Consider the following 17,981-nt stretch of genomic DNA (forward strand, 5'->3'; position numbering starts at 1 on the left):
CTCCACTCGAGGAGTACAACAAACGACTGCTCGTTGCGACGACCACGTGAACCCGTCACGAGGTTCCACTCACATGGTGGCCGAGTGTGGTCACGGCCACATAGGATGCACACGATTGGTGTGACGATCAGTTGCAGCTATTCCTACAACCCGGAGGCCCACGTTGAGCAAGACCCTCGAAGCCACGATCGACATCGATGCCAGTCCGCAGGCCGTGTGGTCGGTCGTCTCGGACCTACAGCGCATGGGCGAGTGGAGTCCGCAGTGCAAGAAGATGAAGGTCTTCGGCGGACCCGTCGGCAAGGGCACCCGGACGCTCAACATCAACCGCAAGGGCCTGCTCGTGTGGCCGACCAGCGCCAAGGTCGTCACCTTCGAGCCGAACAAGGCACTGGCGTTCCGCATCGTCGAGAACAAGACGATCTGGTCGTACACGCTCACTCCGACGGCAACCGGAACCACCGTCGTCGAGAAGCGGGAAGCCCCCAGCGGCACCTCGGCCGTGTCGTCGTTGCTGGTCAAGCGGATCCTCGGCGGGATCGACGAGTTCGATGTCGAGCTGGTCGAAGGCATGAACAGCACGCTCCGACGAATCAAGACCGAAAGCGAAAAGTCGAGCCGAAAATAACTTTTCTCAGGAAGGTTTCAGGTTTGTTGCCCCTGGGCATCCATGGTTTCGACAAGCAATCGAACACACGGAAAGTGGGGGCAACACATGTTGGGTCTCGGAATCATCGGCTGGATCATCATCGGCGGGCTCGCAGGCTGGATCGGCAGCAAGATCATGAAGACCGATGCTCAGATGGGCATCATCCTGAACATCGTCGTCGGCATCATCGGCGGCCTCATCGGCGGTTACCTGCTCAAGGTCTTCGGCGTCGACGTCGAAGGTGGCGGCCTGATCTTCAGCTTCATCACCTGCATCCTCGGTGCATGCATCCTGCTGTTCCTGGTCAAGCTCGTGACCGGTCGCAGCCGCGTCTGATTTCACTCGCACTTCCCGACTGCCGGGGCCGCTCACGTACTCTGTGAGGGCCCCGGCAGTCGTTTTGTTCGCCGTCCGATCAGCTCCCGGCGTCCAATCCCTGCCCGCATCCGAGCTCGCCCGACAGTAAGAGGAGACCGTGGCACGCCGTCCCGCCCCGATTGATCAACCACCCCGCACGGGAGTGGCTCACATCGTCGACCTGGTTCGCGAAACGGTTCCACCGCTACACCCCGCCGGACTGCCCTTCGTCGGTGGTCCCCTGGCCGTCGCAGTGCTCGGCCGTCGGTCGAAGTGGGTCCGCAATGCCGGGCTCGTCGCCGCAGGAGCCTGCGCTACCTTCTTCCGCCACCCGTCGCGGGTGCCGCCGAACCGCCCCGGCGTCGTCGTCGCTCCCGCCGACGGTTTGGTCACCCTCGTCGACACCGCCGTCCCGCCCGCCGAGCTCGATCTCGGTGCACAGCCCGTGCCGCGAGTGAGCATCTTCCTGTCCGTTCTGGACGTGCACGTGCAGCGTGTTCCCGTCGGCGGACGCGTGGTCGAGGTCGTACACCGCCGCGGCCAATTCAAGTCCGCCGACCTGGCCGAGGCCAGTGAGGTCAACGAACGCAACAGCATGCACATCGAGACCGATTCCGGTCACCACGTCGGCGTGGTGCAGATCGCCGGTCTCATCGCTCGACGCATCGTCAACAACGCGAAGGTCGGAGACGTGCTCTCCATCGGCGACACGTACGGCCTGATCCGATTCGGCTCCCGCGTCGACACCTACTTCCCGGCCGGTACGACGCTGCTCGTCGAACGCGGCCAACGAGCAGTCGGTGCCGAGACGGTACTCGCCGAGCTCCCCCAGTAGAAACGACATGATCACCAGACGCGCCAAGCCGCCTGCTGCTATCCGTCTGCTTCCGTCGGTCGTCACCATTCTCGCGTTGTGCTCCGGGTTGTCGGCGGTCAAGTTCGCTCTCGACGGTCAACTCGGAACCGCACTCGCGATGATCGGTGCCGCTGCGATCCTCGACGCACTGGACGGCCGCATCGCTCGTCTGCTCGACGCCACCAGCAAGATCGGTGCCGAACTGGATTCTCTGTCCGATGCAATCTCGTTCGGCGTCGCGCCCGCCTTGGTGCTCTACGTGACTCTGCTCGAGGGCAGTAGTGGCGGTTGGATCGTCGCACTGGTGTACGCCGTGAGTATCGTGCTCCGACTCGCCCGGTTCAACACCCTGCTCGACGAGGACGACACCCCGGCGTACGCCCGCGAGTTCTTCACCGGGGTCCCCGCACCCGCAGGTGCACTCATCGCGCTCGCCCCGATCGCTGCGTTCGAGGAATTCGGCGACGGCTGGTGGGCCTCGTTCTACGTCGTCGCCGGCTGGTCGATCCTCACCGCAGGTCTGATCGTCAGCACCATCCCCACTCTCGCGCTCAAGACGGTCTCGGTGCCACCGCGCTTGGCTGCCGGTTTGCTGGTGATGGTCGCGCTGCTCGCTGCCGCGCTCATCACCTTCCCGCTGGTCCTGCTGATGGGATTGGTGTTCGCCTACCTCGTGCACATTCCGTTCGCGGTGCGCTCGCAGCGCTGGACGGCTGCACGCCCGTATACGTGGGATGCGAAGCCGGCCGAGCGTCGCGCGGAACGCCGCGCCATTCGACGGTCTCCCGGCAACGCGCGCCGGTCGCAGGCGCGTCTGGGACTTCGCCGACCGCGCAGCTGACGACCCCATTAGGTTGGACGTGTGACCGAATCCCGAACCCCCGAGCTCGTTCTCACCACCCGATTGAACACCTCGGCCGCCGACGCCAGGCGAGGCGTCGTCCGGCTCCATCCCGAGGTCTTGGCGGCGCTCGGTCTGCGGGAATGGGATGCCGTCTCGCTCATCGGTTCTCGGCGTACGGCTGCGGTGGTTGCCGAGGCTCCCAGCGGAATCCCGCAGGGTACCGCGCTGCTCGACGACGTCACGCTCTCCAACGCCGGACTACGCGAAAATGCCTCTGTGGCAGTCGCTCCCGTGACGGTCTACGGGGCGAGAACCGTCACGGTAACCGGGTCCGCCCTGGCCACCGGTTCCATTTCCGACACCACCCTGCGCCAAGCGCTACTCGGCAAGGTCCTCACCGTGGGCGACACCGTGTCGCTCCTCCCCCGCGATCTGGGGCCCGGCACATCGACGTCGACGGCCACGCAGGCACTGTCGCGAACGTTCGGGGTGGCGTGGACGACCGAACTGTTGACGGTCTCGGCCGTCGAACCCTCCGGCGGTCCCGTGAGCGTGCAACCCAATTCTGCGGTGAGCTGGGGACGCGGCACAGTCGCGTCGGGATCACCCGAATCGGCCTCGGCCACATCGGTTCCGACGCCCGGAGCTGCGGCCCCGCCACGCGTAAGCGCAGCCGACCTGGTGGGTGTGAGCACTGCACAGGCCAAACTCACCGAGTGGCTACGACTGGCGCTCGACGAGTCGGAACTGCTCGCCACCCTCGGCGCATCTCCGCATCTGGGTGTGCTGATCACCGGCCCCGGCGGAGTTGGCAAGACGACGTTGGCACGCGCCGTCATCGGCGAACGGCGATGCGTCGTGCTTGACGGGCCGTCGATCGGCGCATTGGAGGCATCGGCTCGCGTCGAACGCGTCACTGCTGCGGTGGACGAACTGACCGGCTCGGGGGTGCTGCTGATCACCGATGTCGACGCGTTGCTGCCGTCCGATCCGGAGCCTGCGTCGACGTTCGTCCTCGATGTGCTGCGCCGGGCCGTCGACACTCCCGGCTTCGCACTGATCGTGACGACGGCACATCCCGAGGCCACCGACGCCAGATTACGCGGGCAGGATCTGTGCGATCGCGAGCTGACCCTCACTCTCCCCGATGCCGCCGGTCGCAGAGCGTTACTGGAGCATCTACTGAAGAAGGTTCCACAGGATGACGTCGACCTCGTCGAAATAGCTTCACGGACACCGGGTTTCGTCGTCGCGGATCTCGCTGCCCTGGTGCGCGAAGCTGCGCTGCGAGCCGCTGCGCGGGCATCGAACGATGCGACGGCCGCCTCACTGATGCACGACGACCTGATCGGTGCGCTGCAGGTGATTCGACCGTTGTCGCGCTCGGGTGCCGAGGAATTGGCGATCGGCAGCCTCTCCCTCGAGGACGTGGGAGACATGGTCGAGACCAAGCAGGCCCTGACCGAGGCCGTACTGTGGCCGCTGCGTCATCCGGATTCGTTCGCGCGCTTGGGCATCGAGCCGCCGCGCGGAGTTCTGCTGTACGGCCCACCCGGATGCGGCAAGACGTTTCTGGTGCGCGCCCTGGCCAGTTCGGGCCAGCTCAGCGTGCACTCGGTCAAGGGCGCGGAACTCATGGACAAGTGGGTCGGGTCCTCGGAAAAGGCTGTGCGCGAACTGTTTCAGCGCGCCCGAGACTCCGCCCCCTCGCTCATCTTTCTCGACGAAGTAGACGCCCTCGTACCGCGTCGCGGGCAGAGTTCGGATTCCGGTGTCGGCGACCGAGTGGTCGCGGCACTGCTGACCGAGCTCGACGGCGTCGAACCACTGCGCGACGTCGTCGTTCTCGGCGCAACGAACCGGCCCGATCTGATCGATCCGGCTCTACTGCGGCCCGGCAGGCTCGAGCGCCTGGTCTTCGTCCCGCCGCCGGATGCCGACGCGCGAGTGGACATCCTGAAGGCGTCGGGCAAGTCGATCCCGCTCGCCGAGGATGTCGATCTCGAAGCCCTCGCACGCGATCTCGACGGCTACTCCGCCGCGGACTGCGCGGCCCTGCTGCGCGAGGCCGCACTGACGGCGATGCGTCGGTCGATGGACGCAGCAGACGTCACCGCCGACGATGTCGCCACCGCTCGGGCGACGGTCAAACCGTCACTCGATCCCGAGCAGGTGGCGCATCTGCGGGCTTACGGGAGTGCCTAGCGGCAGTGGTGTGGTTATGCGCCCTCCGCGGCACATAACCACACCACTGCGCAGCACTTACTTCCAGCGGGCCAGAACTTCTTCGGCGCGCTTGGCGAGCACCATCTGGAAGATCGGGCCGAAGCTGATGCGACCGACGCCGAGCGAAGCGAAGTGCGAGAGGTCGCCCTCGGCGGGGTTGGCGATGGCGTTGATGGGCAGCGGGAGTTCTTCGGCGAGACGCTTGTAGTCGGCGTCGTTGTGGAAGCCGACGGGGTAGAGCGAGTCGGCACCGGCAGCGGCGGCCAGTTTCAGGCGTGCGATGGCGCGGTCGACGCGATCGTTCTCGTCACCGATCTGCTTGACGAACAGGTCGGTGCGGGCGTTGATGACGACGTGGACGTCAGTGGCGTCGGATGCCGCGCGCAGGGCTCCGACGAAGTCGGCGTGTTCCTGCGCTTCACGAAGTCGGCCGCCCTCGCTGTGGACGGTGTCCTCGATGTTGAGGCCGACGGCTCCGGCGGAGATCAGTCCGTCGATCAGGCGCTTGGGGTCTTCTCCGTAGCCGGACTCGATGTCGACCGAGAGCGGTGCGTCCACGGCGGCGGAGATCTGGGAGATGCGGGTGAGCAGTTCGTCGAAGGTGATGCCCTCGTTGTCCGGCTTGCCGATCGAGTCGGAGACGGGGTGGCTGCCGACGGTCAGTGCAGTGAAGCCGGCGGACACGGCGAGGTTGGCGGACCAGGCGTCCCATACGGTCGGCAGGACGACCGGGTTGCCCGGCTGGTGCAGCTCGAGCAGGGTGGTGGCCTTCTGGGACAGGTCGGTCATGGAGACTCCTTCGCGGCGGTTGTGGAGAACGTACGTTCTCCCACATCCAACATACGCGCTTCAGTCGATCAAATCGAGGGCCTTCATTCGGTCGAACACCATCAACGACCCCGGGGCGACATCGGGCATGGCGGCGTACTCGTCGCGAGTGAAGTACCGAATCTCGGCGATCTCGCTGGTCGGCGTCGGCTCGTCGGCAAGATCGGCGAGAAAACACGTGATCTCGAGCGGGGTGCCCATCGGATGGCCCCAGGCCTGGCACTCGAACACTCCGAGCAGCCGAACGTCGATGACCGCGGCGTCGAGTTCTTCCCTGATCTCGCGGTGCAGCGCCTGCTCGGGCGACTCGCCGGGATCGATCTTGCCGCCGGCCATGTAGAAGGCAGATTTGCCCGTCGACCGCGTCTGAAGCATGCGGCGGTGGCGAACGTAGGCAAGACCGGCGGTGCGAATGGGTCTCGGTTCACTCATCGACGATCGACTCTCTCTATCGGAAACGTCCGGTTTGTACCGCATGGCACGCCGTCGACCACGCAAAGTAGGATGGAAACCGACAAACGTGCCCGCCACCGTTCGGTGGTCGGTTCGTTATTTCTCAAAGACCGAGTCTTCGGAGACCCAGGTCGATTTCACACACAATTTCACGACCCTACTCATCGCCGCCCTACGACCACCGCTCCGGCCCGAAAGCCGAGGCGACCGAGACGACGGAGTGATTTTTGCTCGCTATTCTTCTTGCGCACGCCGCCGCCGCGCTGCTCGCGCCGCTTCTCGTCCGGTGGTGGGGACGTACTGCATTCTTCCCTTTGGCCCTGGTGCCACTGCTCAGCCTGATCTGGGTGTTCGGCAACTGGAACACCGACCAGAAGCTGCACATCGAATGGGTTCCCGGCCTGTCGATGGACATCGACATGCGCTTCGATTCGCTCGCCGCCATCATGTCGTTGCTCGTTCTGGGCATCGGTTCGCTGATCCTGCTGTACTGCGCGCGCTACTTCGAGGACGACGAGCCCAGGCTGGGCCTGTTCGCCGCCGAGATGGTCGCGTTCTCCGGAGCCATGTTCGGCCTGATCACCAGCGACAACATGCTTGTGCTCTACATCTTCTGGGAAATCACGACGGTGTTGTCGTTCCTGCTGGTCGGCCACTATGCAGAACGCGCATCGAGCAGGCGCGCCGCGACGCAGGCTCTGCTCGTCACCACCGCAGGTGGTCTGGCGATGCTGGTGGGCATCATCGTCCTCGGCCAGGCCGCTGGGTCGTACAACCTGTCCGACGTCGTCGCGAACGCCCCGGGCGGCTGGCTGCCCGGAGTGGCGATCGTGTTGATCCTCATCGGCGCACTGAGCAAATCGGCCATCGTGCCGATGCACTTCTGGCTGCCCGGTGCCATGGCCGCGCCGACGCCGGTCAGTGGTTACCTGCACGCCGCCGCGATGGTCAAGGCCGGTATCTACCTGGTCGCGCGCCTCGCTCCGGGTTTCGCGGACTCCGGTCCGTGGCGCGCCACGGTCATCAGCCTCGGATTGCTGTCGATGATTCTGGCCGGCTGGAGAGCACTCCGTGCCTTCGACCTCAAACTCATTCTGGCGTTCGGCACGGTCAGCCAGCTGGGCTTCCTGATGGTCCTGGTCGGCATCGGATCCGAGAAGGCCATGCTGGCCGGCCTGACGATGGTGATCGCGCACGCGATGTTCAAGGCCACGCTGTTCATGGTGGTCGGCATCATCGACCACACCACCGGCACCCGAGACATTCGCAAGCTCGCCCACCTGGGCAAGAAGGCACCGTGGCTCGCCGCCATTGCAGCGCTGGCCGCGGCCAGCATGGCCGGACTACCACCGATGATCGGCTTCGTCGGCAAGGAAACAGCCCTGTCGGCCGTGATCAGCACTCCGACGCTCGACCCCACGGTCGCCGCGGTCGTCGTCGCGGGCCTGGTGATCGGCTCGATTCTGACGGTCACCTACAGCATTCGGTTCGTCTGGGGCGCGTTCGCCCGCAAACAGCTCAAGCGTCCGAGCCCGTCCGTCAGAGCAATGCATGCACCCTCCGCTTTGTTCCTCGCCGCGCCCGCGTTCCTCGCCGTTCTGGGTCTGATCGCCGGATTCACGTCCTCGGTCGTCGACCACATCGTCAGTCCCTACGCCCGAACCCTGCCGTCGTACGGGCAGGAGCCTTACCACCTGGCGTTGTGGCACGGGTTCAACCTGCCGTTGGCGCTGACGGTCGTCGTAGTCACCGGCGGTGTGGGGCTGTTCATCGCTCACCGCGTGGTCAACCGGCTCAAGTTCGAGCATCCCCCGCTCGGTAACGCAGACCGCATCTACGACAACGTGCTCAAGTTCATGGACACCCTGTCCATCCGCCTCACCGGCACCACGCAGCGCGGTTCGCTCCCCCTCACTCAGGGCACGATCCTGCTGACGCTGGTGCTGCTGCCGATCATCGTGTTGCTCGTCGGGCAGAAGCCAGGCCTGGAGTACACCCTCTGGAACACCCCGCTGCAGTTGGTCATCGGAGTAATCATGATCGCGGGTGGCCTCGGCGCAACAGTGATGCGCAACCGTCTGGCCAGCGTCATCCTCGTCGGACTCACCGGATACGGCTGCGGCGTCATCTTCGCTATCCACGGTGCTCCCGACCTCGCCCTGACTCAGTTCCTCGTCGAGACGCTGACCCTCGTGGTGTTCGTCCTGGTACTGCGCAAACTGCCCGCCGAGGTCGACGACCGGGGCTCGGCTGGTTCGCGTGGCCCCCGCGCCGCACTCGCCGTCGCCGTCGGAGCGACCGTCAGCGTGCTCGGCGCGTTCGCGATGAACGCCCGCAGTGCCGCGCCGGTCTCACTGCAGTTCCCCGAGGCCGCGTACGAGCTCGGCGACGGGAAGAACATCGTCAACGTCATCCTCGTCGACATCCGCGCCTGGGACACGCTCGGCGAAATCTGCGTACTCCTCGTCGCCGCGACCGGCGTGGCCAGCCTGGTGTTCCGCAACCGCCGGTTCGGCAGCGCTCCGCGGGTGTCCGACGCCCCCGCCTCGTCGTCGGACACGAACGACGCGGCGGAGACGACGTGGCTGCTCGGCGGCGATCTGATCGATCCGCGGCATCGTTCGTTGATTCTCGAAGTCACGACGCGGTTGATCTTCCCGACGATCATGGTGCTGTCGATCTACTTCTTCTTCTCCGGGCACAATGCCCCCGGTGGCGGTTTCGCCGGTGGTCTGACGGCGGGCCTCGCGCTGGTGCTGCGGTATCTCGCCGGCGGCCGGTACGAGCTCGGTGAAGCGGTCCCGATCGACGCAGGCAAGATCCTGGGTCTCGGGTTGATCTTCGCGGCCGGCACGGCGGTGGCGTCGATGTTCCTCGGCGCTCCGGCACTGTCGTCGGCGACGTTGGAAGTGACACTGCCGATTCTCGGTGACATCAAGCTGGTCACCGCATTGTTCTTCGACCTCGGTGTCTATCTCATCGTGGTCGGGTTGGTACTCGACGTGCTCCGCAGTCTCGGCGCGCGTCTCGACGCACAGGTGGAAATGCAGAGCCAAGGCCGAGTGAGTGCCCGATGACCGCAGATGTCGGAATGCTCGTCATCGTCGGCGTTCTCGTCGCATCGGGTGTGTACCTGCTGCTCGAACGCAGCATCACCAAGATGCTGCTCGGTCTGCTGCTGTTCGGCAACGGAGTCAATCTGTTGCTGCTCACCGTCGGTGGCCCGGCAGGTACCCCGCCTATCGTCGGTCGAGACAACTCGCTGCACCAGAACATGGCCGATCCGCTGGCTCAGGCCATGATCCTGACGGCGATCGTCATCACCATGGGTATCGCCGCCTTCGTGCTCGCGCTGGCGTATCGATCGTTCACGCTCAACACCAAGGACGACCTCGAGAACGACCCCGAGGACACCAAGGTCTCCCAGCGCCGTTCGATGGCCGAAGCACCGGACCGCGACCGTTCCGACGACCCGGTCACCGGTGAGCCGAGCTTCGGCGGAGACGCTTTCGACTCGAAGGGCAATCCGATTCCGCTCGAGCAGATCAGGAACCTCGAAGACCTGGAGTGCTACGAGGATCTGCACGACGGCGACTTCGACAACGACGACGACAACCCCCAGCTCCGCGGTCTCGACGGACTCGACACGGCCGAGAAAGACGACAGCCGACCGGAGCACCCCAGCACTGACGACTCCAGCACCGACGACACCAGCTCCGACGACACGAAGGGAGACGACAAGTGACGATCTCCCCGGGCGTGATCGATGCCCTGACGCCGCTGCCCGTGCTCATCCCGATGCTCGCCGCGGCCTTGACGCTGGTGTTGGGACGTCGCCCCCGCGCGCAGCGTTTCATCACTCTCGCCGCGCTGACCGCGGTGGTCGCGATTTCGTCGATGATGCTCTACCTCGCCGATCGCGATGGGACCAGCGCGCTGCAGGTCGGTGGCTGGGATTCACCCTTGGGCATTTCGCTGGTGGTGGACCGGCTGTCGGCGATGATGCTCGTCGTCTCGTCGATCGTGTTGCTGGCCGTCATGGTGTACTCGATCGGCCAGGGTATTCGCGACGGCAGTGAGAATCAGCCCGTCTCGATCTTCCTGCCCACCTATCTGGCCTTGACCGCAGGCGTCTGCAACGCGTTTCTCGCCGGCGATCTGTTCAATCTGTTCGTCGGCTTCGAGGTACTGCTCGCCGCCTCGTTCGTGTTGCTGACGCTCGGTGCGAGTGCCGACCGGGTCCGCGCCGGCGTGTCCTACGTGATGGTCTCGATGGTCTCCTCGCTGATCTTCCTGATCGGCATCGCACTGGTCTACGGCGCCACCGGAACACTGAACTTGGCCCACATCGCCGTGCGGATGGACGACATCCCGTCCGGCACTCGTACGGCCATCTTCGCGGTGCTGCTCGTTGCGTTCGGCATCAAGGCCGCGGTGTTCCCGCTGTCCACGTGGCTGCCCGACTCGTACCCCACGGCCCCGGCTCCGGTCACCGCGGTGTTCGCCGGCTTGCTGACGAAAGTCGGTGTCTACGCGATCATTCGCGCGCACACGCTGCTATTCCCGGACGGCTCACTCGACAACGTGCTGATGGTCTGCGGCCTGCTGACGATGCTCGTCGGCATCCTCGGCTCCATCGCACAGAGCGACATCAAACGACTGCTGTCGTTCACTCTGGTCAGCCACATCGGTTACATGATCTTCGGCGTCGCGCTGTCGACTCAATCGGGACTGTCCGGCTCGATCTACTATGTGGCCCACCACATTCTGGTGCAGACGACACTGTTCCTCGTCGTCGGCCTGATCGAACGTCAGGCCGGTTCGTCGTCACTGCGACGGCTCGGAGGATTGGCCGCGGCCAGCCCGGTGCTGGCCATCGTCTTCCTGGTGCCGGCCCTCAATCTCGGTGGTATTCCGCCGTTCTCGGGGTTCATCGGCAAGGTCGCCCTGCTGCAGGCCGGCAGCGACCAGGGCAGCGTACTGGCCTGGTTGCTCGTGGCCGGCGGCACCGTCACCAGCCTGCTGACTCTCTACGTGGTTGCTCGTGTCTGGACCAAGGCGTTCTGGCGAGCCCGCGCCGACGCACCGGAAGGCGACCTCGCGGACAACAGCCCCTCTGCCCTGCTCGACGATTCCTCGGACATCCAGTTCGGTGACCGCGAGGATGTGGGCCGGATGCCCGCCTTCATGTTGATCCCGACGATCGGCCTCGCCGTCGTCGGTTTGGCGATGACGGTGTTCGCCGGGCGCATCATCGACATCAGCGATCGGGCGGCGGCGGATCTGCGGGATCGCTCGGTGTACATCGACGCCGTGCGGGGAGCCGAGTTCGTCGGCGATCAGGCCTACGAACAGGCACGCGCAGACGAGGAGGGCACCCGATGAAGATGAACCGTTCCTTCCTGCTGCGAATCTGGACTCTGGCATGGCTGACGGCTATCTGGGTTCTGTTGTGGGGCAACGTCTCTGCTGCCAATATCCTCGGTGGCCTCGCGGTCGGACTGCTCATCATGGTGCTGTTGCCGTTGCCGCGGGTGCCGGTCGAGGGACGCATCCACGTGTTCTCGCTCGTCAAGCTTGCAGTCGTATTCCTTTATTACGCAGCCGAATCCAGTGTCAGTGTGGCGTGGTTGGCGATCCGTCCGAAGGCACCGCCGGTCACCGGCGTGCTGCGCTGCCGCATCGCCATCAAGTCCGATCTGGTGCTCACGCTCTTCGTCGACGCGATGAATCTCGTTCCGGGAACGATGGTCCTCGAGATCGATCGCACCCGACGCCTGTTGTACGTGCATGTGCTGGACATGGGCACGCAGAAGGCAGTCGACGGGTTCTACACGTACGTTCGGAACCTCGAGAAGCTGTTCATCGCGGGATTCGAGCGCGACTCCGATTGGAAGCCGAGCCCCCTGCACTACCAGGAGTACGAGCAGTACCACGGGGTTCTGGGCGACGATCCCGAATCGGGCGATCTCGATACCCCGCGCGACGACAAGAGGACCGACGACAAGAGGAAGGGGGACTGGTCGTGACCGTCGTACTGGCGATCGCAGGCGCGCTGCTGATCGCCGCCGCGATCCTCACCGCATTCCGGTTGCTCGACGGCCCGAGCACGTTGGACCGCTTGGTCGCGATGGACACCATCCTTGCCGTGTCGATGTGTGGGCTCGGTGTGTGGGCCGTCTACAGCCGCGACACCACGCTGGTGCCTGCCATCGTTGCGCTGTCCCTGGTCAGCTTCGTCGGGTCGGTCAGCATCGCACGGTTCAGAGTGAGGGACGAATGAACGACACAGTGAGGGGCGAACGATGACCGCAGCCCAGTGGATAGCTTCTGTCTTCATCCTGTTGGGAGCGCTGTTCGCCTTCACGGCCGCCGTGGGCATCGTGCGTTTCCCCGACACGCTCTCGCGCATGCACGCGGCCACCAAGCCGCAGGTGGTCGGGTTGATCATGGTGTTGGTCGGCGCGATCATCAGCCTGCGCGGCAATGTCGACATCTGGATGCTGGTGCTGGTCGGCATCTTCACTCTCGTCACTGCTCCGGTGATTGCGCACACCGTGGGACGCGTCGCCTACCGGGAACAGCGCGGGCGCGACGGCCTGCTCATCGTCAACGAGATGGAACCGAACGAACCCGATCAGTGAAGCGCGAGCGATCGGCGAAGAACGCGGTATGGAATCCGAACGCCATACCGATCAGGATTCCGAGCACGAGCGGACCGAACACCAGTGGGTTCGCGGCGAATTCCTCGGCGAGGTAGCGGTAGCTCAGCAGTAGGGCGGCCATCGCGACGCAACCGTAGGTCACCAGCGTGATCCGGTCGCGGTCCCATCCCCGTTCCGGGTCGCGCAGCAACGATTCGATGGTGAGGCACAGGACCGCGCCCGCCACCAGGTCGACGCCGTAGTGGTAACCGAATCCGAGCGTCGCAGCCAGTGTTCCCAACAGCCACAGTGTGCCGCCGGTGCGCAGCCACCAGGGGCCGCGTCGGGAATGGATGAAGATGCTCAGAGCCCACGCGGTGTGCAGGCTCGGCATGCAGTTGCGCGGCGTCTGCGAGTCGAACGGGATCTCGCCGAGGCTGCCCAAGAGCGGAACCGACTGCGTCGGCCACGACTCGAACGCGAACATCGGGCCCACCACCGGGAACAGCAGGTAGAACACCGGTCCGACGAGTCCGATGAGCAGGAACGTGCGGAACAGGAAGTGTCTCGGCCACGCTGAGCCCGCGGCGACCCCACGCAGTTGGTACAGCGCAACAATGATCGCCGCGACGGGGAGCTGAATGTAGATCCAGTGCAGCGTTCCCTCGGCGACCGGGCCGAGTCGGTCCAGAATGCTGCCGAGCACCCAGGACGGATTTCCCAGCGCATGATCGGCGGCGTATGCGTATTCGTCGAGAACGTAGGGCCGGACCAAGGTCGTGATGTGCAACCAGGCATCGCCGGCCTTGGTCGCGAGCAGCAACAGTGCGCCGAGGGCGACGCCGCGCATCGCCCGAGCGTCATGCCGCCGGACGACATGGAACGCGAGCGCGACCAGCACCAGCGACGGCCCGTTCCCGACGGTCAGCGGCACGTCGAACAGATACCGGCCGCCCAGTACAACGGCGTCGAGCGCAGCAGCGACGGCCAGTACGCGCAGGCGGGTGGAGTTGTTCAGACCTACCGTGGCCAGGACGAGCGCCGCCCACGGCAGCGACATCGACTTCGGTGTTCCGAACATGTCGTTCCACATGCTCGGCAGCGGGCCGGGGAAGTTCCATTTCCACGCGACGACCTGCAGCGTCAGCAGAAACGCTGCGACAAGGACGGCACCGACGATCAGAGGACGAACAGAGTCCTCACGTGTCGCATCGACCTCGACGCTCTCGACGTCCCCCTGCAGCACGCCGTTGATCGTAAACGCTGAGTGAACACAAAATTAAATACAGAGGGTCACGATTGGAGATCGGTGACCAACGACTCCACGACGGCACGTAGATCGCCGCCGGATTTCGCGGCCACTGCACGCTGGCGTTGATACGAGGCACCGAGGCGGGGAATGTCGGCCACCGCGGCAAGCTCGTCGACGCAATTCAACCGGACCGCCGTCGGAGTCAACTTCTCCAGTAAGTCGTGCAGATCATCGGTGACCAGCCGCTCGTTGCTGTCGGCGTCGAGAATGATCTCGGCGTCGAGGCCGTACCGGGCAGCTCGCCACTTGTTCTCCTGGACGTGCCACGGCGGGATCGTCGGCAGGGTCTCGCCTGCTTCGAGTCGTTCGTCGAGATGCACGATCAGGCAGTGCGTCAACGCGACGAGGGCCGCGAGTTCACGCTTGGTCGATGCGCCGTCGCACACCCGAACCTCGATGGTTCCCCACTTCGGAGCCGGGCGGATGACCCAGTGCATGCCTCCGAGCTGCTCGATGACGCCGGTCTTGAGCTGATCACGAACGAATCCCTCGAACTGCGACCAGTCGTCGAACTGAAACGGCAGACCGGCCGTCGGCAACTGCTGAAACATCAGTGCTCGGTTGCTGGCGTATCCGGTGTCGTTGCCCGCCCAGATCGGCGACGACGCCGACAGCGCCAACAGATGCGGGTATTGCAGCAGCAACGAGTTGAGGATGGGAAAGACCTTGTCGGGAGAGGACACCCCGACGTGGACGTGTACGCCCCAGATGAGCATCTGTCGGCCCCACCACTGGGTACGCGCGATGAGCTCGTCGTAGCTCGGGGAGCTGGTCAGCTGCTGCGTCGACCATTCCGCGAACGGGTGCGTCCCGGCCGAGAACAGATCGATCCCCAGAGGATCCGCGGCTCGGCGCACCAGGTCCAACGAGCCGCCGAGGTCCTCCATGGCCTCCCCGACGTTCTCGCACACTCCGGTGACGAGTTCGACGGTGTTGCGCAGCAGTTCCTTCGTCACCCGAGGGGTGTCTCCGGCGAGGTCACGAACGCCGTCCATGACTGCCTCGGCGGAGTTGACGAGATCCCGCGTGCTCTTGTCGACCAGCGCGATTTCCCACTCCACGCCGAGCGTGGGTTGCGGAGAACTCGCGAAGTCGATCCGGGGAGCGTTCAAACTACTTCAGTACCGCGCACGCCGCCCGAGCACCGGCATCACCGGTCATCAGGGTCGCCATGTCGGGTACCGCAGCACCGTCGGGCAACGTGTAGCGCGGCGGGATGTTGGCGAAGTTGTCTGCGCCCTCGTGCACGATGACCGACGTTCCGGCACCACCGGCGCGCAGGTCGTCCAGCGTGATCGCATCGGTGGTGGTGACCAGGCGGCCCGTGCCGTCCTCGCCCACCTGGATCGACGACAGGTCTCCGCTGGAGGGGTGTTCGGTGCGTCCGTCGACCTGCAGGTGACCACCCGCAGAGAGGAAGTTGCCCGGCTCACCGCCGGTAGGTGCCACCGAGTTCGGCTCGCAGGCACCGACGGTGTGGACGTGGAAGCCGTGGAAGCCCGGCGTCATGTTCTCGACCTCGGCCGTGACGGTGAGCTTCTCGCCCTCCGACGCGAACGACACGGTGCCCACCTCGGCACCGGACGCGTTGCGGAGCACGCCCTCGATCATGTTCTCGGAGCTGCCTTCCGAGCCACTCTCTGCCCGACCGTCACCGGCGACTGCGGCCGCGGACGGGTCTGCTTCACCGGTCCACACCGGCGGCACCGTGCCGGGTGTGTCGGACGCGACCTCGCCGTTGCTGCAGGCGGAGAGCCCGAGAGCGGCGATCGCGAGGACCGGGGCCACGTAACGCAAAGAGCGGGTCGCAGCAGTGCGTCGCTTGAACAGGTCCATCGAAGAGTGCTCCTCTTTCGGGCAGGGTGAAGGGCTTGCAAAATCATAACGTGCCGACCGATTCGGCCGAACCGGACAGGTTGTCATGCCGGCGAGTTACTGCGTCACGATGACGACGACACCCGCGGTGGATTCGAGTGAACTCGGTTTGGGCTCGGCCGGAATGCCGAGTTGGGTGGCGATCGTCTGCGCTGCCTGCTGCTCACCGGTGTCGGTGCCGTAGTACACCGCGGTCTGGGCGAACTGGGCTTCGCTGAAGTTGCCGGTCTCGGCGACCGTCCAGCCCTCGGCGGTGAGTGTGCTCGCAGTGCCGGCGGCGAGCCCGGAGACGTTGGAGTTGTTGAGCACGCGCACCTCGACATCGGCGGCGGCGCGAGAGGTGGTTGCCGCGGAGGACGTGGTCGACGACGCGGCAGGAGCCTGCGCGGCGGGAGCTTGGGTACCGGGAGCTTGGGCCACCGGAGCGGCAGCCGTCGTCGTCGCGGCAGCGGGCGCCTCTGCGGCGGCATCCTCGGAATCGGAGCCGGTCAGAGACAGTGCACCGATCGCTGCGAACAGGATCGCGAGCGAGATCAGCACCATGGCCAGGGCACGGAGGGGTGGCCCGGTCTGTTCCGGGTTGGGGCTGCTCACGTACTCGACCCTAGCCGACCGTCGACCGAGACCTTTTCGACGGAGCTTGCACCTTCCCCACGGAGCAACATCTCTCGGCAGAGTCGAAACCCGGCGCGGGGGCTCAGACGTCGAAACCGAGCCGACGTGCGGCGCGGGCCTTCTGCCTGCTCGCACGCAGACGGCGCAGTCGCTTGACCAGCATCGGGTCTGCGGCAAGGGCTTCGGGACGATCCACCAACGCGTTGAGGATCTGGTAGTAGCGGGTTGCCGACATGGAGAACAGTTCCTTGATCGCCTCTTCCTTGGCCCCGGCGTACTTCCACCACTGGCGCTCGAAGGACAGGATGTCGTGCTCTCGTCGGCTCAAGCCGTCCGCACCGACTTCGTTCGGATCGTGAGAGCCGTCCGATCCCGGTTGCTGAGACTGGTTCGAGTCACGCGCTGCTGCGCCGTCCATCCCACTCCTCGACTTCTCGACTCCCCTGGGCCCGTGCGACAACCGACCCCGAGGAAATCTGCTTCCCCCAGTGCTGCCGGCACCCGTACGAGTACCGACCGAACTTCGAGCGAATTACACAGTTGTACTTCGGGGATCATTCAACCACGTTCGACCGCCCGGACCCGGCTCCCGCGAGGTACTCGCGCGTGGCGTGTTCGTCGACGACCGAACCGTCGGTGCGACACTCGTCCACCGGCTCCGCTCCCGACGGGCCGGTGGGTGGGCCGGGCGTCACCCACTATCCTTGTCGACCATGGCAATTCTTCCCATCCGGATCGTCGGCGATCCGGTGCTCCACACTGCGACCGATCCCGTCACCGAGTCGCCGGCCGAGCTCGCCGAGCTGATCGCCGACATGTACGAGACGTTGGCGGCTGCCAACGGCGTCGGACTGGCGGCGAACCAGGTGGGCGTCGGTAAGCGTCTGTTCATCTACGACTGCCCCGACCAGGGCGCGGACGGCAAGGTTTTTCGCCGCCGCGGAGAGGTCGTCAACCCGGTGCTCGAGACGTCCGAGATTCCCGAGACGATGCCCGACCCCGACGATGACGACGAGGGGTGCCTCTCGGTCCCCGGTGAGCAATACCCCACCGGTCGGGCCGACTGGGCGCGAGTGACCGGTACCGACGCCAACGGCGATGCGGTGGACATCGAGGGCCGCGGGTTCTTCGCCCGGATGTTGCAGCACGAGGTGGGTCACCTCGACGGCTTCCTCTACACCGATGTGCTCATCGGTCGCCACGCGCGAGCGGCGAAGAAGGCGATCAAGCGCTCCGGGTGGGGCGTCCCCGGCCTCAGCTGGGTGCCGGGCACCGTCGACGACCCCTTCGGCCACGACGACGAGGACGAGGACTGATCGCTG

General features: G+C 65.4%; 19 protein-coding genes. 12 read left to right on the forward strand and 7 right to left on the reverse strand.

Features of this window, described 5'->3' with window-relative positions:
- The first annotated feature begins 163 nt into the window (after positions 1-163).
- From JLZ96_RS21960 to JLZ96_RS21980, 5 genes are all read left to right on the forward strand, one after another.
- Positions 164-628: an SRPBCC family protein gene (locus tag JLZ96_RS21960; RefSeq protein WP_027498458.1), complete on the forward strand. Its 465-nt coding sequence runs from the start codon at positions 164-166 to the stop codon at positions 626-628.
- A gap of 87 nt (positions 629-715) precedes the next feature.
- Positions 716-985, forward strand: coding sequence for a GlsB/YeaQ/YmgE family stress response membrane protein (locus JLZ96_RS21965; RefSeq protein ID WP_027498459.1), 270 nt, complete (start codon positions 716-718; stop codon positions 983-985).
- 139 nt (positions 986-1,124) lie between these two features.
- On the forward strand, positions 1,125-1,841 hold the full coding sequence (locus JLZ96_RS21970; protein ID WP_027498460.1) for a phosphatidylserine decarboxylase: 717 nt from the start codon (positions 1,125-1,127) through the stop codon (positions 1,839-1,841).
- Positions 1,842-1,848: 7 nt separating this feature from the next.
- Positions 1,849-2,703, forward strand: coding sequence for a phosphatidylcholine/phosphatidylserine synthase (locus JLZ96_RS21975; protein ID WP_201011270.1), 855 nt, complete (start codon positions 1,849-1,851; stop codon positions 2,701-2,703).
- Positions 2,704-2,724: 21 nt separating this feature from the next.
- Positions 2,725-4,911 carry an AAA family ATPase gene (locus JLZ96_RS21980; RefSeq protein WP_201011271.1) on the forward strand — a complete coding sequence of 729 codons (2,187 nt, stop codon included), beginning with the start codon at positions 2,725-2,727 and terminating at the stop codon, positions 4,909-4,911.
- A 57-nt stretch (positions 4,912-4,968) separates the two neighbouring features.
- Here JLZ96_RS21980 and JLZ96_RS21985 read toward each other — a convergent pair whose 3' ends face one another.
- Positions 4,969-5,721 carry an isocitrate lyase/phosphoenolpyruvate mutase family protein gene (locus JLZ96_RS21985; RefSeq protein WP_027498463.1) on the reverse strand — a complete coding sequence of 251 codons (753 nt, stop codon included), beginning with the start codon at positions 5,719-5,721 and terminating at the stop codon, positions 4,969-4,971.
- A gap of 60 nt (positions 5,722-5,781) precedes the next feature.
- Positions 5,782-6,192: an NUDIX domain-containing protein gene (locus JLZ96_RS21990; RefSeq protein ID WP_027498464.1), complete on the reverse strand. Its 411-nt coding sequence runs from the start codon at positions 6,190-6,192 to the stop codon at positions 5,782-5,784.
- A 248-nt stretch (positions 6,193-6,440) separates the two neighbouring features.
- Here JLZ96_RS21990 and JLZ96_RS21995 point away from each other — a divergent pair, with 248 nt between their 5' ends.
- The 6 genes from JLZ96_RS21995 to mnhG are packed head-to-tail and all read left to right on the forward strand — an operon-like array spanning position 6,441 to position 12,857.
- On the forward strand, positions 6,441-9,290 hold the full coding sequence (locus JLZ96_RS21995) for a Na+/H+ antiporter subunit A (protein WP_201011272.1): 2,850 nt from the start codon (positions 6,441-6,443) through the stop codon (positions 9,288-9,290).
- On the forward strand, positions 9,287-9,958 hold the full coding sequence (locus JLZ96_RS22000) for a Na(+)/H(+) antiporter subunit C (RefSeq protein ID WP_236254205.1): 672 nt from the start codon (positions 9,287-9,289) through the stop codon (positions 9,956-9,958). The genes JLZ96_RS21995 and JLZ96_RS22000 overlap by 4 nt, the downstream gene beginning before the upstream one ends.
- Entirely contained in the window at positions 9,955-11,598 is a 1,644-nt protein-coding gene (locus JLZ96_RS22005; protein WP_201011273.1) for a Na+/H+ antiporter subunit D, read from the forward strand. The genes JLZ96_RS22000 and JLZ96_RS22005 overlap by 4 nt, the downstream gene beginning before the upstream one ends.
- 2 nt (positions 11,599-11,600) lie before the next feature.
- Positions 11,601-12,242 carry a Na+/H+ antiporter subunit E gene (locus JLZ96_RS22010; protein ID WP_236254218.1) on the forward strand — a complete coding sequence of 214 codons (642 nt, stop codon included), beginning with the start codon at positions 11,601-11,603 and terminating at the stop codon, positions 12,240-12,242.
- Positions 12,239-12,496, forward strand: coding sequence for a monovalent cation/H+ antiporter complex subunit F (locus tag JLZ96_RS22015; protein ID WP_027498468.1), 258 nt, complete (start codon positions 12,239-12,241; stop codon positions 12,494-12,496). Before JLZ96_RS22010 ends, JLZ96_RS22015 begins: the two co-directional genes overlap by 4 nt.
- Before the next feature lie 22 nt (positions 12,497-12,518).
- Positions 12,519-12,857, forward strand: a complete 339-nt coding sequence (gene mnhG / locus JLZ96_RS22020) for a monovalent cation/H(+) antiporter subunit G (protein ID WP_027498469.1) — start codon at positions 12,519-12,521, stop codon at positions 12,855-12,857.
- Here mnhG and JLZ96_RS22025 read toward each other — a convergent pair.
- The 5 genes from JLZ96_RS22025 to JLZ96_RS22045 all read right to left on the reverse strand — a co-directional run bounded on the left by JLZ96_RS22025 (position 12,823) and on the right by JLZ96_RS22045 (position 17,077).
- The gene (locus JLZ96_RS22025) at positions 12,823-14,112 is read right to left on the reverse strand and encodes a DUF5933 domain-containing protein (protein ID WP_374758063.1); all 1,290 of its coding nucleotides are present in this window, start codon (positions 14,110-14,112) and stop codon (positions 12,823-12,825) included. The genes mnhG and JLZ96_RS22025 overlap by 35 nt on opposite strands.
- Positions 14,113-14,150: 38 nt before the next feature.
- The gene (locus tag JLZ96_RS22030; protein ID WP_236254206.1) at positions 14,151-15,281 is read right to left on the reverse strand and encodes a glutamate--cysteine ligase; all 1,131 of its coding nucleotides are present in this window, start codon (positions 15,279-15,281) and stop codon (positions 14,151-14,153) included.
- A 1-nt stretch (position 15,282) separates the two neighbouring features.
- A complete protein-coding gene (locus tag JLZ96_RS22035; RefSeq protein WP_032365131.1) occupies positions 15,283-16,005 on the reverse strand; it encodes a superoxide dismutase family protein in 723 nt (240 codons plus the stop codon).
- Between the two features lie 96 nt (positions 16,006-16,101).
- On the reverse strand, positions 16,102-16,638 hold the full coding sequence (locus JLZ96_RS22040) for a LytR C-terminal domain-containing protein (RefSeq protein ID WP_228139287.1): 537 nt from the start codon (positions 16,636-16,638) through the stop codon (positions 16,102-16,104).
- 103 nt (positions 16,639-16,741) lie between these two features.
- Positions 16,742-17,077, reverse strand: coding sequence for a DUF3263 domain-containing protein (locus JLZ96_RS22045; RefSeq protein ID WP_032365130.1), 336 nt, complete (start codon positions 17,075-17,077; stop codon positions 16,742-16,744).
- Between the two features lie 295 nt (positions 17,078-17,372).
- Between JLZ96_RS22045 and JLZ96_RS22050 the strand changes: the two genes are divergently transcribed.
- Positions 17,373-17,975 (forward strand): peptide deformylase, encoded by a 603-nt coding sequence (locus tag JLZ96_RS22050; protein WP_048316385.1) that lies wholly within the window; start codon positions 17,373-17,375, stop codon positions 17,973-17,975.
- Positions 17,976-17,981: the final 6 nt, after the last annotated feature.

The sequence above is a fragment of the Rhodococcus sp. NKCM2511 genome, from assembly GCF_014905595.1.
In the GTDB taxonomy this organism is placed as follows: Bacteria; Actinomycetota; Actinomycetes; order Mycobacteriales; family Mycobacteriaceae; genus Rhodococcoides; species Rhodococcoides fascians.

Excerpts from the sequence above, each read along its gene's own strand:
- JLZ96_RS21965 (WP_027498459.1), top strand. The coding sequence starts at position 716 with ATGTTGGGTCTCGGAATCATCGGCTGGATCATCATCGGCGGGCTCGCA.
- JLZ96_RS22050 (WP_048316385.1), top strand. The coding sequence starts at position 17,373 with ATGGCAATTCTTCCCATCCGGATCGTCGGCGATCCGGTGCTCCACACT.
- JLZ96_RS22000 (WP_236254205.1), top strand. The coding sequence starts at position 9,287 with ATGACCGCAGATGTCGGAATGCTCGTCATCGTCGGCGTTCTCGTCGCA.
- JLZ96_RS21985 (WP_027498463.1), bottom strand. The coding sequence starts at position 5,721 with ATGACCGACCTGTCCCAGAAGGCCACCACCCTGCTCGAGCTGCACCAG.
- mnhG (WP_027498469.1), top strand. The coding sequence starts at position 12,519 with ATGACCGCAGCCCAGTGGATAGCTTCTGTCTTCATCCTGTTGGGAGCG.
- JLZ96_RS22010 (WP_236254218.1), top strand. The coding sequence starts at position 11,601 with ATGAACCGTTCCTTCCTGCTGCGAATCTGGACTCTGGCATGGCTGACG.
- JLZ96_RS22035 (WP_032365131.1), bottom strand. The coding sequence starts at position 16,005 with ATGGACCTGTTCAAGCGACGCACTGCTGCGACCCGCTCTTTGCGTTAC.
- JLZ96_RS21975 (WP_201011270.1), top strand. The coding sequence starts at position 1,849 with ATGATCACCAGACGCGCCAAGCCGCCTGCTGCTATCCGTCTGCTTCCG.
- JLZ96_RS21990 (WP_027498464.1), bottom strand. The coding sequence starts at position 6,192 with ATGAGTGAACCGAGACCCATTCGCACCGCCGGTCTTGCCTACGTTCGC.
- JLZ96_RS22045 (WP_032365130.1), bottom strand. The coding sequence starts at position 17,077 with ATGGACGGCGCAGCAGCGCGTGACTCGAACCAGTCTCAGCAACCGGGA.